Genomic DNA, 13,718 nt, shown 5'->3' with positions numbered 1-13,718 from the left:
CTTATAAATATACCTGAAATATTTTTCGACATTTAGAAAAATGGAGTTTAATAGGCATAAAATAGGCATGTCGAAAATATTCGACATGCCTATAAAATCCTTTATATTCCATGTAAATTATATAAGGATATTAATACAGAAAACTTGCGATTATATTTACCTCAAGTTTTTTTATTGCTCATTTCGCTTCTCTTCATTCAGCCTTTTAATATCTGTAATTAACTGTACCATCTCTTCTTTCGCATCTGGATAAGTTTCATTCCAATGCTTTACTAAAGCTGGCATCGTCTTAGCTATGTAAGAATACAGTGCCCACTTCTGTACCTGTTCTTTTCTCTCTTCATTGCTCTCTCCAAGTAATAATTCCGTGTATTTCTCTAACAACCCGTCAAATTGTTCATTAAACTTTTCACTCATCTTATTTACCTCCTATATGAAAAAAGCAGCGAAGATCGCTGCTTTTTCTTATAATTTTGATCGAACAGAGTTTAATTTTTTCTCCATTGTGCTTACTTTATCACGACGATCATCAATACGAATAGTTGTTGCAACACGCTGTGCACCTTTCGTATATGGAACTTCATGCATTTGTTGAATTACTTCTAGAATGACAGGAAGATCTCCTTCAATAATTGTATTCATCGGTGTTAATTGATACTTCACGCGATCTGCATTTTTCTCTAGCACCTTTTGTACTTCTGCTACATATTCACTAACACTTGGATTACCTGTTCCTACTGGAATAATCGATACATCAACAATTGCCATAGTAGTCTTCCTCCTATAATCGTTTCTTATATATCCATTGTCTATTTTACCGAAATCCTCATCATTTTACTAATATGTTACTCTTCCACTTTAAACTGCTCGACTAATCTTTCTAAATCTCTCATATGTTCTGTCAAACTTTCCATCGTGTGAGCTACCTTTTCTAAATGATTCACCTGTGATTCCGTTGCAGCATGTACCTCTTCAGAAACAGCTGCACTTTCTTGACTCGTACCAGCAATTGTATGCATTACCGCTGTAATTTTCCCTTGCTCATAACCTATGTTATGTACCTCTTCTACAATTTTTTCAACTGAAGTACTAATCGTATTTACAACTGACATAATTGTACGGAACTCCATTTCCGCCTCTGTCGTCACTTTATTTTGCACATCTGCAATGTCTTTCAATTTACTTACAACTTCTACAACCCTTTTTACTTCTAATTGTACATCACCAATCATCATTGTGATTTCTCCGGTTGCCTCTTTTGATTGTTCCGCTAATTTCCGAACCTCTTCAGCAACAACCGCAAATCCCTTACCTTGCTCACCTGCACGGGCAGCTTCAATCGATGCATTTAAAGCAAGTAAATTTGTTTGATCCGAAATACCTTTTATAAGCTCAACAACATTTTGAATCGATCCAACTCTTTGTTCTAACTTATCCGATGCTTCTTCTGTATGAACAACAATCGAAGATGATTGTCCCCTCGTACGGATTAAATTCCTCATTGTATTTAATCCTTGCTTAGATGCCTCTTCCGCTTTGCCAGCCACTCCTTTTATTTCACCAACGGAGCTATTCATTTGTTTTACTGACTCCGCCATATTCTCGAGCTGAGCTGAAACTTCATCCACACTATTCGCAAGAGTAGAAGCTCCTCCGCTCACATCATCCATCGCTCCTGAAACTTCTCTACTAGCCGCTACTGTTTCGTTCGTTAAATAATGTAAACTATTCGTTGATTGTTGCACCGTTGATACGCTGTTTTTAATTTTACTTACCATTTCATTCATTTGTTCAACCATATCATTAAAGTGCTTAGTCAACTCTCCAACTTCATCTTTACTTGTCACTTTCATTCGCAGCGTTAAATCGCCTTCTGCTACTTTTTGCACGTGATTCTTTAATAGTTGCAGTGGTCTTGCTAATCTTCTTGAGAACAAGTAGGAAGCTACGATTCCAACTAATAAACTAATACATGCCATTATAATAACTGTATTTCTCGTACTATTTAATAGCCCATCGATCGTTTCTTTCGGATAAAAGATTCCTATCGTCCATTTCATCGTGTCAAATGATTGACTATAAACAACTACATCTTCACCTTTTATTGTAGTGACCGCATATTTTGTTACCTCTTTATTTAAGCTCTGTATAAGTGGCTCTTTAGAAACATCTTTCCCTATCTTTTCTGGATAAACAAGAGCCATATTTTTATCATTTATAATAAACATTTCTCCGTCATTATTGTATTGAATATTGTGAAGCAACTTCTGAATCGTACCAAGCGATACATCCATCGCAACAACGCCTAATACAGACCCATCTTGAGCTGTAATTGCTTTAGAAACACCTACACTTAACTTTCCTGTTGCAATTTCATAAGAAGGTTGTCCCCAATGGACCTTTTTTACATCAGCCTCTGAATCTTTATACCATGGTCTTGTCGTTGGGTCATATCCTTCTGGCACTTGCCCACCTTCAGCAAGATTGGCACTTAATGTTTTTTTATCTTTCGTACCAATATATAAATCTAAAATACCAGGATGATTCTTTTTATACTCCGCAAACTCTTTCGTTAAAAACGCTTCCTCTTCTGGAGTAACCCCACCTTGAAGTATATTACGAATCATCTCACTGTTCGCGTAATACCCCATATCTTCATCCGTTCTTTGAACAAATGTCGTAAGTTGCTCTGTCACAAGATCCATCGCATTTTGAGAATACTCGTCTAAGGAACGCACTTCCTTTTCTTTCTGTAATTGATACACAGCTGTACCCAATATTACGAACATCATAGAAATAAGTACTGAAAACACTACCGCAATTTTTAAACGTAAACTTCTTAACATCTTCCCCCCAGCATCCCCTTCGTATTAAATTAAAAAACTTATTAATCATTATATTAAGTATAATAGATAAAATTAAAAAATTGAAATTAATTCTCACCTTAATACAATTAGAAAAAGGACTACCACTTGTGCAAAAACAAATAGTTCATTATCCTTAAAATATAATCTCATTCGTTCGGAGGGAACTATGTTACAAAAATTCGGTTTCTCACAATATGAAAGCCAGGCTTATGAAGTTGTCGTATCAAGCAATGAACCATTAGATGCTACAACGATTGTGAAGCATTCAGGTGTTCCAAAAGCAAAAATATATGAAGTGCTAGCACGCCTAATCGATAAAGGAATGGTAATGGATTCTGTTTCAGAAAAGAAAAAATTGTATACAGCATTACCACTAAAACTAGCAATTGAAAAATTAACGACAGAATTCCAATCAAATATTAAAGAACTGGAAACAAATATATCAAAAAAATCATTTACAGATGACCGTGTGTGGAGCTTAAAGATGCAATCTTCTATTCGAGTTCAAAGTAAAGAACTCATTGAAAGTGCACAAGAATCAATCCGTATTTCAGCTTGGAATGATACTCTTTTAGAATATCTTCCTTTACTAGAACAAAAAGCAAAACAAGGTGTTAAAATTGAATCCCTTATTGTTGGAGAAGTAGAAACAGACTTAGAAAACATGCATTTTCTAATCCCAGCTGAAGAACCTAATGCACTAGAGCGCTACTTGCTACTCATCGTTGACGATCGTGAAATTTTATTTGCTGGCGTAGAACAAGAGTCATGGCAAGCGATGAAAACAATGTCACAACCTTTCGTAAAGTTCTTTACAGAATTTTTCTATCACGACGTTGCACTTGCAAAGATCACCCAGAAGCACCACGATCTCTTTATGGAAGATGAGGAAATTAAGAGTTTGTTGATGAAATTGAGGTACTAATTAAATAATAAAAAGGAGTCTAGTTTTTCACTTAGACTCCTTTTTATTTTGTTCCTTTATCTCCATCAACAGCTCAATGATTTTCTCATTTTGCTCTACCTGTTTCTCTGAATTTTGATAGATGAAACGAATCCATCTAAGTGCAAGAATAATAAGAAACAACGGAAGCATTGAAATTAGAAGACCAATAATTGAAAAATTAGTATACATATACCTCACCTCGCTATATACACCTTCTCCATCTTTCTACTAAAACCTGCAATTTTTTACAAATTAAAAAAGAACCTATCAAACGATAGATTCTTCTTTCACGAACTGAGTAGAGCGTCCTCTCGTAATCGAGAAAATCGCGCAAAGCAGTGCTAATATAATAAAACCACCGCCTACCCAAGCATTATATATAACAGATGATTTTTCAATAACAACTCCGCCTACTGTTGAACCGAGTGCAATTCCTAAATGAAGCGCAGAGTTATTTAAACCTTGCTGAATACCAGCTGATTCCGGTGCAATTTCAATTAAATAATTTTGCTGTGCTGGTGAAATCGCCCAGCTCAGCATACTCCAAAGTCCCATCATAATGATGAAGAGCGGGAATGAGAATGTCATTAATGGCAGTATGAAGATTGCACACGCAAATACGATAATGATAGAAATAATACTTTTCTTCGATCCCCATTTATCAGCAAGCCAGCCACCGAATCCGCCACCAATTACTGCTGCGATTCCGAAAATAAAGTAAAACACACTAATCCAGTTTGCTTCAACATGCATGACATCTTTTAAAAACGGTGTTAAATATGCATACAATGTTAAATGCCCCGTTAAAAACAAAAATGATGTTAACTGTGCACTTACAATTTTTTTATCTTTTAAAGTAGCAAGTTGTTCTTTTATTGATAATACCGATGTCGGTGGTACTTTCGTTAAGAACAATGAAATACAAGCTATTGCCATAACTGTTAATACAGAAATTAATACAAATGGTGCACGCCATCCGTATGCATTTCCGAGCACAAGACCGAGCGGTACTCCAAGTACGAGTGATCCGCTAATTCCCATGAAAATGATTCCAATTGCACGCGCACGAAAATGCGGTTCTACAACACTAGAAGCAAGTGTTACCGATAGTGCAATAATTAATGAACCACTCGCCGCACAAATAACCCTTGAGAACATTAGCATTCCGTAATTCACACTAAATGCCGAAATAATATTTCCGATTAAGAAAATCGATAATGCTCCAACATATAATGTTTTTCTTTCAAACTTCCCTGTCACAGCTAATAAAACTGGACCTGACAAAGCAAATACTACCGAAAATATTGTTATAAGCTGACCAGCTGCGCTAATAGATACTCCTAAATCATTGGCAACTAAATCGAGCGTTCCTCCTATAATTAACTCAACCGTTCCGACTACGAAAGCCGCGATAGCTAAAATATAAACACGAAAATTCAAGTCTTTCCCCACGCTTTCCATTTTGGTTACTACGACTATAGTAACCAAAATAGAAAGTGGACGCAAGTATAATTTTTTACAGTAAAAAAGGTAGGCGTATTATACGCCTACCCTTCCATCATTCTGTTTCTTTCTTCTTATTTAAATACCAATACACCGGAAGTCCCGTAAAGACAATTCCAATGGATAAGAAACAACTTACCGGATCATTGATAATTGCACTACCAATTACAAAGATTGAACCTAAAATCGCTACGATTGGTACGATTGGGAATAACGGTACACTATATGCACGCTCTTTATTCTTATTACGTTTTCTTAAAATAAAGACACCAATAAACGTCATTACGTAGAAAATATAAATAATGAATACGGAAATCTCAGATAGCTTATTCGGATCACTAATAATCATTAAAATAATCCCTAAAATGATTTCAACAGTAATCGCATTTGCTGGTGTTTTAAATCTCGGACTTTCCTTTGCAATAAACTTAGAAAATGGAAGTTGTCCACGCTCTGCCATAGACATTGGAATACGTGGGAACGTTAAAATCTTTCCATTTAAACAGCCGAAAATGGAAACGATAATACCGATACTAATAATTTTTCCGCCATATTCTCCAAGTAACATACCTGCAGCTGTCGCTGTTGCATTTTCTCCAAGGTCTACAATTTTCGCTGCTGGTAATACATTTAATAACGCCAAGTTAATTAATACGTAAGCAGCCGTTACGATTAAAATCCCTACTGTCATTGCTTTCGGTAATAACTTTGTTGGATTCTTCATTTCTCCACCAATCGAAGCAAGTAAAATCCAGCCGTCATAAGCAAATAACGTTGCTAAAATTGCCATACCGATACTTTGATTTTCCGATATCGGCACAACTACGTTAAAGATATCGCTATTCCCTTTCCAGAAACCTAGCACAACAATTAACACAATCGGAATCATCTTCCCAATTGTCGTGATTGTTTGAACGATACCTCCGTATTTTGTTCCCATACTATTTACAACGCCAAGGAACACAACCGTTCCAATTGCGATTGGTAAATTCCACACTTTATCTAAATAGAAAAAATTAATCATTAAAGAACTAAAGTATAAACCTAATGTTCCGATAATAGCAGGTCCATAAACAATTGTTTGCATCCAACCTGATAAATATCCCCAAAAACTTCCGTAAATCTCCTCTAAATACGTATACAACCCACCATTTTTCGGGATTTGCGCTCCAATTTCAGCTACTGTTAAACCACTTGCTAGCGTCAACAGACCACCAATTACCCAAGCAAGAATGGCCATATTAGAACTCCCCGAGTAATCTAATACGCTCCCTGGTTTCATAAACACACCAGATCCAATAATCGTTCCTACTACGATAGAAAGTGCTACTGTTAAACCAATTTTGTTCTTCTCATCATGATGCATGCTGCGTATCCTCCTTCCAATCCTAGTGTGATGCAAAAATGAAATAAAAAAACACTCCTCCCTAAAAAAGGGACGAGTGTTGTATTCGTGGTTCCACCCTTGTTTCAATTCGTAAAGTAACACACTTCACCAATTTCTCAAGTCTAAATAACGGTTTTTGCCGGCAAGCAATTACTAGATGCTCGTTCACTGCTGCAGTTCAGAGGTGGTAATCCATTTTTTCGTATTAGGAAGCTCACAGCCAAAGGCTTCCCTCTCTGAGAATCGTAAAAAATTGATCGTGTCCTCATCATCACTTCTTGATGTCGAATTTTGTAGTTATTGTTCATTATATTGAATTGTTAGAAAAAATCAATATATTTTTTATATAACATAGGAAATATTTCTCTTCTTATATTATAACAGAAGGTACGACACTTCTCCATTTCCCTAAAAATGGTATAATCTATTTAGGAGGTGCACCAATAATGATTGCTGTCTTTTGTATCATTGCTACGTTTCTCTCTATTCTATTCGCTATCATGCATCGGCACAAGTATCCTGGTTATAGCATTTTAGCGGTAGCTATTATACCAGCTGTTTCCTTCTACGTATTGGGTAAATATCAATATACGGAAGTGTTTATCGGTTTTGCAATCTTCTACTGCATCTTCGGATACATACTAACAATGAAAAGAATTTTATTGAATCATTAAAAGGGACCGATTTCTGCTGACAGAAATCGGTCCCCGCACGTACCTTCCGGTTGCCCACACGAAAGATACATAAATCAATTATTTATCTTCTTTTTTCATAAAAAACTTATGGTGCGGTAAATCAACATTCAATGCCTCTAATTGTTTCTTTTCGTTGTCTAAAATCGCTTTTGCTTTTGTTTTTGTTGCTTCATCTAATCCAGCAAAGATGTCTTCATGCTTCTCTTTCTCTGGAAGTTTCACACCTAATTTTGTTAATTCTTCTTTTGCTTGCTCATGCGTTAATTTTCCGGATTTCTTTTGCTCTAAAATTGACTTCGCTTTCTCTTTTGTCTGTTCATCTAAGTTAGCAAACATATCTCCATGCTTACCTTTCTCCGGCATTTTCACGCCTAGCTTTGTTAATTCCTCTTTTGCTTGTTCTCGTGTTAATTTTCCGGACTTTTCTTGCTCTAAAATGGACTTCGCTTTTTCTTTCGCCTGTTCATCTAATCCCGCAAACATTTCTTTGTGCTTACCCTTTTCCGGGAACTTCACGCCTAATTTTGTTAATTCTTCTTTTGCTTGTTCTCGTGTTAATTTACCAGACTTCTCTTGCTCTAAAATTGACTTCGCTTTTTCTTTCGCCTGTTCATCTAATCCTGCAAACATGTCTTTACGCTTCTCTTTCTCTGGAAGCTTTACACCTAGTTCCTCTAACTGTTTCTTTGTATCATCCATAATTGTTTTTACTTTTTGTTTTGTAGCGTCATCCAAATCCTTTTTCGCCGTTTTTGCAGGCTGATCCACTGCTGGAGTATTCGTTGCCGCGAATGCCGGAATGCCGACTCCTCCAATAATTCCGAATGATAACGCACCTGCAATCGCTAAATACCCAACTGTTTTCTTCTTCATAGGAAATTTCCTCCTTCATATTTCTAATGCATGTACACTTTCGTATACAATGCCTATAGTAATGTCGATTTCTTAACATTTCCTTAACGACTTAACAAAAAAAACACCGCTCGTAATGAGCGGTGTTTCTCTAAGCCTTTTGTAATTGTAATTCTTCACGTTCCATTATTTTTCTTAATACAATTGTTTGTGTCATTGTAAATAAGTTACCTGTTATCCAGTACAACACAAGTCCTGATGGCGCCGCAAACCCCATAAATAGAATCATTGCCGGCATCATAATTTGCTGCATCTTTAGCATCTGTACTTGTTCTCCAGGTGTAATATTCGATTGGAAAACTTTCATCTGAATAAATGTCGTTAACGCTGCAATAATCGGTAATATATGATATGGATCTGCATGTCCTAGGTTCACCCATAAAAACGAAGATGTGCGAATCTCTTCAGTTCTGCTAATCGCATAATACAAAGCAGAGAAAATCGGCATTTGTATTAATAATGGCCAGCAACCAGCAAGTGGATTCCAACCGCCTGATTTCATTAGTTCTGACATTTCTTTTTGATACTGCTTTTGTTTTTCAAGGTCTTTGCTTACATCACCGTACTTTTTCTTTAGCTTCTGCAATTCAGGTTGCATTTTCTTCATTTTCGCTTGGCTGCGATATTGCGAAACAGCTAATGGAATCATTGCTGAACGAATAACGAGCGTGATAATAATGATAGCAATCCCAAAGCTAGCTCCAGGTATATGATGAGCAACAAATTGAATCATAAACGAGATTGGATATACAAAATAATGATCCCAAATCCCAGTACTATGTGCATCAATTGGGGCCGCATTACTGCAACCAGATAAAACAAAAACAAATAATAATGATAAACTAACGAGCACAGCTCGGTATGATTTTAACATGTTCATTCCTCCAATGTTTCGTAATTATTTAGCGAAACATTGGCGTATACGGACCGACCTCGTCATTCTCTTCACTTGATTCTTGTCTGCGTACAGAACGAATCATTCCATATTTATAAAAAATAGAAAATAGCGGTACATTTCCCGCACTATCTTCACATGTATCAACTAACGCAAAAGCTCTTTGTCTACCGCTTGATGCTTGTTGACGCACAAAGCGAGAAACATTAGCAAGGAAGAAAACTTCTAATAAACAAAGTGCCGTCGTTACAAACGATATATATAGAATTGCATCCTGCAATAAAAATTCCATCGCTTCACATCCTTAATAAGGTCATTTTAGCACATCGGGCAAATATTCTCTATTTCCTTTTATTTTCAAAAAAAGTATTTTGCATATTTTCTCAAGAAAACAATAATTAAGAAACGTTGTATTCGCTTTCTTTAGCATATTCACACACATCAATGAATAGGCTTGATTTATTAGAAATTTATAAAATTTTTGCATTATAATAAAACTATTGCCAGTTTTTGAAAAAACCTTTATTCTCTTCTTGTAATCAAAAATGAATATGGAGATGAAACATACTATGGGTCAACTAGGAGACGCCGATTACGTTCCCGACACCGCCTTTTTATCCTTCCCAGCAGCTAAAACATTTCACTTAGAATTTATGATACAGTTGGTTGTTATTTTTATAGCTTCTATTTTGTATGCAATTTCTATGAATATGTTTTTTATCCCGCATAATATGATTAGCGGTGGATTCGCTGGTGTAGGGATGATTATCGGTTATTTAATGCACTACAATATCGGTGCACTTATCTTTTTACTAAACATTCCTCTTCTTATTTTAAGTCACTTTTACTTAGGCAAGAAGACAACCTTTTTAACAGCTTACTTTGTAGCTGTGTCATCGTTAGCGATGAACATTATCCCGGTACACCAAGTTTCAGACGATATTTTACTTTCTTCTGTATTCGGTGGTGTTATCTGCGGAGCAGCTTCAGGAATTATATTCCGATTTGCTTCTTCAACAGGTGGTTTTGATGTTGTTGGATTGATTGTAGCGAAATATCGAGATGTTTCAATTGGAGCAATCATATTTGTATTCAACTTAATCTTACTTGTAGCAGCAGGTTTTATTTTCGGATGGGATATTACACTTTATACGTTAATTAGTCGATTTGTAGTCAGCAAAGTTATCGACGCTGTGCATACGAAACATATTAAATTAACGATAATGACTATTACAGAAAAAGGCGAGGAAATAAAAAGCGCACTACTACATCACGGCATACGCGGGGTGACAATGGTAGACGCTGTCGGCGGCTATACAAACCATAAGAAAAAAATGATTTACACTGTCGTGACTCGCTATGAGTTAGGCGAAATGAAACGTATTATCCGTCAAGTGGATAACAAAGCATTTATGAACATTACTGAAACAGTTGAAATTGTCGGCCGTTTCAAACGCATATAAAAAGGTTAATAAATTAAAGGGCATAACATATTAGTCATATATAATATGTTATGCCCTTTGTTATTCAACTAACGTACCTTTTAACATAATAAAATCACTAAGTTTATTACTACAAATCGGAGGATAGCATTCCATATACAATACTGTCTGTCCATTCATCTTTATTCCAAAAATCTTGTATGAAATGGGCTTCCTTTCTCATGCCTATTCGTTCACACAATTTTTGTGAAGCTGTATTACGTGCATCAAGATTAGCCTGTATACGATGTACATTGAATTCATTAAATAATTTCAATACCAAACTACTTACTGCTTCTGTCGCCAAACCCCTCCCAGCTACTTCATTTGAAAAACTATAACCAATCTCAACAGTGTCTTTCATATTTGTGTACCATACGGATAAATCACCAACTACTTTATTTTTGTATATAACTGCCAAACTTAATATTGTTTCTTTAGTAAGTACATGATTTGCTAGCTTCTTATTAAATCTTTTCTGCATGTCTTCATGAGTCCACTTGTTATGTAATAGGAACTTACATGTATCATCACTATTATAAATAGCAAATACATCCTGTAAATCAGTACTCTTAAAAGGTCTAATTATTAATCTTTCTGTTGTGAACTCCAAGTTAGCTCTCCTCCCTTACATTCATGCTATAAAACATTTTTTATAGTATTTAAGCCTCATTCTTAGATCTCACCTTGATTACATATTTCATCATAATAAATTAAAATCCTTCTTCCACTAAACTGCACCGTTAATGGTATTTCCTTGCGCTTTTTATTTTTTACACTTATTACAAAATCAGATAATTCTATTATTATGTCCCTAAATGTGTTATAATGAAAGCAGACTCACAAAAAAAGAGTATATAGACTTGGAAGTTTCTCTTATTTTACAAGCAAAAAGAAACGAGCAGTCGGGTATATTTCAGACACCATACACGTAACGGTTTAAACAACCGATCATCTTAGTTATTCTTCAATGATCTTTTTATAAAAAGATACGTACAATTAAAACTCACTTCAATATACTATACCTACCTTTTTGACTTCCAAATCATCTTATTACATAAGGAGATGAACATATGAATCAATATATACGATATACAATAGCTGTCCTGTTTGCTATTATCGGCGGAACAATCTGCTTCTGGACAAACACTCAGCTTGGAGAGAATATCATCTTTAATGGAATCGAAACACTTGTAAGCGCTTCAATTTTAGGCGGATACATTTACTTCCTCTTCAATCCAGAAGAAAACGCTCAAAAAACAATGTTATTAACAATGATCGGAATCGTTGGTGGATGTATTTCCTACTCAATGACAAACTATACATTACCACTTCAATTAAGCTCAGCTTTCTTCCACGGTCTATGGACTTGGTTCATTGCATTCTGCTTAGCAGACGTATTCAACCTATTACAAGACAATGAAGAAGATAGCGGTCGCCAAATTGAAAGTAACTCTTAAGCTGGAAGATACTCTTCCAGCTTTTTTTATGTTGGTTTGCATACCCCGCATCACGATAAAAAGAAGTTGCCCTCACGGCAACTTCTTTTCCATATACCCCACTTCGTATTCACTAAAATATATCAACGATTTTTCAAATATATCGATCGTTTCTCCACTTATATCAACGATTTTTTCATTATATCGACGGTTCGACACAAGATATCGATTTACCGACAACCTTCGACACTCAAAACGCACAACATACCCTATCCACCAAGCAACTTACTGCCGAACTCTACGATTAAAAAGATAATTAATAGGATCGCGAGTATCTTTAATGCTACATATGCCACTTTAAAAACAACATAAATGAGCAAGACGATTAAAATAATCGTTAAAATTTCCATCTAGAATTCCTCCAAGCTTTGCTCTTCTTATCTCATTTTACTCGCCCCGGGCTGTTTATGGAACGGCATAAGATGACATAGAAAAAAGAGGATACCTCACCCATCGTAAGATACCCTCTCTTTCAGCTGCTCAAACCATTCTCTTTCTAATTGTAAATATCCCATTTCACTCTTCTCGGCGCTCTTCAATTCTTTATCAGCTTTCTTCATATAAGTATGAAAAGCTTCTAGATCATTCTCTAAATATTTGATAATTCCTTGTGTACGATAATATCCGTTTAAGTCCATTTTTGTAATAGCCTTTGCATGTTCCTTTGCTTCTTGCAAAGAAAGACTATCCATCTGATAAAGGGCTTTATATAAAAGATACCAACTATGAAAACTACTAACGAAAAACTTATTTTCTTTCGTTACAGGTAATTGAACAATTCGTTCTATATACGGTATCGCTCTTTTCATTCCCTCTTGATCTGCACGAGCAAGGAAGACAAGCATAAGTCTACTCATTATCTCTCTTATCCCTTTATTCTCTTTTATTTTCTCCTCACTCAATTCTACTAATCTTTCATCCCAATCTTTCGGTCTTTTATAACTAAATAACTCACTCGATATTTGAATCTCATATAAATGATTTCTAGCTCTTTCATCATCTTTAATTAAAATAAGAAATTGCATCCCATCACTCATAAGCGTTCCTTTTATCGGCACAATTGTAACCGTAAAGATTGCAAAATGGAAAAAGGAAAAATATAAAAGATATTGATAATAGCTCACCATGTATATGTAACCGGAAGTAATACCAAACAGTAAACTCGTAATCGGTCCACCTAAAGTGAGCCATGCCCACTTTTTCGAAAGATTCGGTGTCTCTATAGAAGGTGGTACTAGTGTTGCAACGCCTCCAAAGTACGCCCATAATTTATTTTCTCGAATGCGTAATTTTCCCTTTTCTTTTTGAATAGTAATGGGTCCTACTGTCATAAATTTAAATGTTAAACCACCTATTACACCAAATACTACATGTCCTAGCTCATGAATGGCTAACACTAACAATGAAATTCCAACTATTGCCCATAGGTTCAAAATTACTTCTAATTTCCCAGTTCGGATTACTCCGTATAAAATGGACAGAATTAACGCCACTGTCATTGAGCCAGCTGGCCTTCTTAAAATATCCACCTTT

General features: G+C 35.6%; 16 protein-coding genes and 1 other annotated feature. Of the genes, 4 read left to right on the top strand and 12 right to left on the bottom strand.

Annotated features, from left to right (window positions below; all coding sequences use genetic code 11):
• Positions 1–171: 171 nt before the first annotated feature.
• From ACTFP3_RS26325 to ACTFP3_RS26315, 3 genes are all read right to left on the bottom strand, one after another.
• Complete coding sequence (locus tag ACTFP3_RS26325) at positions 172–417, bottom strand: YusU family protein (protein WP_001290594.1); 246 nt, start codon at positions 415–417, stop codon at positions 172–174.
• Between the two features lie 48 nt (positions 418–465).
• Complete coding sequence (locus tag ACTFP3_RS26320) at positions 466–768, bottom strand: MTH1187 family thiamine-binding protein (protein ID WP_001018860.1); 303 nt, start codon at positions 766–768, stop codon at positions 466–468.
• A gap of 77 nt (positions 769–845) precedes the next feature.
• A complete protein-coding gene (locus ACTFP3_RS26315; protein ID WP_440011669.1) occupies positions 846–2,846 on the bottom strand; it encodes a methyl-accepting chemotaxis protein in 2,001 nt (666 codons plus the stop codon).
• A 187-nt stretch (positions 2,847–3,033) separates the two neighbouring features.
• On the opposite strand from ACTFP3_RS26315, the gene ACTFP3_RS26310 reads away from it, so the two are divergent.
• Complete coding sequence (locus ACTFP3_RS26310; RefSeq protein WP_375363890.1) at positions 3,034–3,792, top strand: TrmB family transcriptional regulator; 759 nt, start codon at positions 3,034–3,036, stop codon at positions 3,790–3,792.
• Positions 3,793–3,819: 27 nt separating this feature from the next.
• Here ACTFP3_RS26310 and ACTFP3_RS26305 read toward each other — a convergent pair whose 3' ends face one another.
• From ACTFP3_RS26305 to ACTFP3_RS26295, 3 genes are all read right to left on the bottom strand, one after another.
• Positions 3,820–4,002, bottom strand: coding sequence for a hypothetical protein (locus tag ACTFP3_RS26305; protein ID WP_326035832.1), 183 nt, complete (start codon positions 4,000–4,002; stop codon positions 3,820–3,822).
• Between the two features lie 78 nt (positions 4,003–4,080).
• A complete protein-coding gene (locus ACTFP3_RS26300; RefSeq protein WP_002026529.1) occupies positions 4,081–5,265 on the bottom strand; it encodes an MFS transporter in 1,185 nt (394 codons plus the stop codon).
• A 106-nt stretch (positions 5,266–5,371) separates the two neighbouring features.
• Positions 5,372–6,682, bottom strand: coding sequence for an amino acid permease (locus ACTFP3_RS26295; protein WP_326035831.1), 1,311 nt, complete (start codon positions 6,680–6,682; stop codon positions 5,372–5,374).
• 65 nt (positions 6,683–6,747) lie between these two features.
• Positions 6,748–6,984: a binding site (T-box leader), on the bottom strand.
• A gap of 165 nt (positions 6,985–7,149) precedes the next feature.
• Between ACTFP3_RS26295 and ACTFP3_RS26290 the strand changes: the two genes are divergently transcribed.
• Positions 7,150–7,377: a hypothetical protein gene (locus tag ACTFP3_RS26290; RefSeq protein WP_000562231.1), complete on the top strand. Its 228-nt coding sequence runs from the start codon at positions 7,150–7,152 to the stop codon at positions 7,375–7,377.
• Between the two features lie 78 nt (positions 7,378–7,455).
• Here ACTFP3_RS26290 and ACTFP3_RS26285 read toward each other — a convergent pair whose 3' ends face one another.
• The 3 genes from ACTFP3_RS26285 to ACTFP3_RS26275 all read right to left on the bottom strand — a co-directional run bounded on the left by ACTFP3_RS26285 (position 7,456) and on the right by ACTFP3_RS26275 (position 9,497).
• On the bottom strand, positions 7,456–8,271 hold the full coding sequence (locus ACTFP3_RS26285) for a hypothetical protein (protein ID WP_086388930.1): 816 nt from the start codon (positions 8,269–8,271) through the stop codon (positions 7,456–7,458).
• Positions 8,272–8,401: 130 nt separating this feature from the next.
• Positions 8,402–9,184, bottom strand: coding sequence for a membrane protein insertase YidC (gene yidC, locus ACTFP3_RS26280; RefSeq protein WP_440011666.1), 783 nt, complete (start codon positions 9,182–9,184; stop codon positions 8,402–8,404).
• A gap of 28 nt (positions 9,185–9,212) precedes the next feature.
• The gene (locus ACTFP3_RS26275; RefSeq protein ID WP_000394930.1) at positions 9,213–9,497 is read right to left on the bottom strand and encodes a hypothetical protein; all 285 of its coding nucleotides are present in this window, start codon (positions 9,495–9,497) and stop codon (positions 9,213–9,215) included.
• Positions 9,498–9,774: 277 nt separating this feature from the next.
• Between ACTFP3_RS26275 and ACTFP3_RS26270 the strand changes: the two genes are divergently transcribed.
• Entirely contained in the window at positions 9,775–10,668 is an 894-nt protein-coding gene (locus tag ACTFP3_RS26270; protein ID WP_000530044.1) for a YitT family protein, read from the top strand.
• A 109-nt stretch (positions 10,669–10,777) separates the two neighbouring features.
• Here ACTFP3_RS26270 and ACTFP3_RS26265 read toward each other — a convergent pair whose 3' ends face one another.
• The gene (locus ACTFP3_RS26265) at positions 10,778–11,299 is read right to left on the bottom strand and encodes a GNAT family N-acetyltransferase (RefSeq protein ID WP_000397302.1); all 522 of its coding nucleotides are present in this window, start codon (positions 11,297–11,299) and stop codon (positions 10,778–10,780) included.
• A 460-nt stretch (positions 11,300–11,759) separates the two neighbouring features.
• On the opposite strand from ACTFP3_RS26265, the gene ACTFP3_RS26260 reads away from it, so the two are divergent.
• Entirely contained in the window at positions 11,760–12,146 is a 387-nt protein-coding gene (locus tag ACTFP3_RS26260) for a DUF3938 domain-containing protein (protein ID WP_001077773.1), read from the top strand.
• Between the two features lie 248 nt (positions 12,147–12,394).
• Here ACTFP3_RS26260 and ACTFP3_RS26255 read toward each other — a convergent pair whose 3' ends face one another.
• Together ACTFP3_RS26255 and ACTFP3_RS26250 are read right to left on the bottom strand one after the other, a co-directional pair.
• Entirely contained in the window at positions 12,395–12,535 is a 141-nt protein-coding gene (locus ACTFP3_RS26255) for a DUF3985 family protein (RefSeq protein ID WP_000404784.1), read from the bottom strand.
• Between the two features lie 96 nt (positions 12,536–12,631).
• On the bottom strand, positions 12,632–13,684 hold the full coding sequence (locus ACTFP3_RS26250) for a hypothetical protein (RefSeq protein ID WP_440011698.1): 1,053 nt from the start codon (positions 13,682–13,684) through the stop codon (positions 12,632–12,634).
• Positions 13,685–13,718: the final 34 nt, after the last annotated feature.

Origin of the sequence: Bacillus cereus group sp. MYBK5-2 (genome assembly GCF_051915685.1) — a bacterium.
Taxonomy (GTDB): domain Bacteria; phylum Bacillota; class Bacilli; order Bacillales; family Bacillaceae_G; genus Bacillus_A; species Bacillus_A cereus.
The sequence above is the reverse complement of the archived record's forward strand: the minus strand, read 5'-3'. Positions and strand labels throughout refer to the sequence as shown.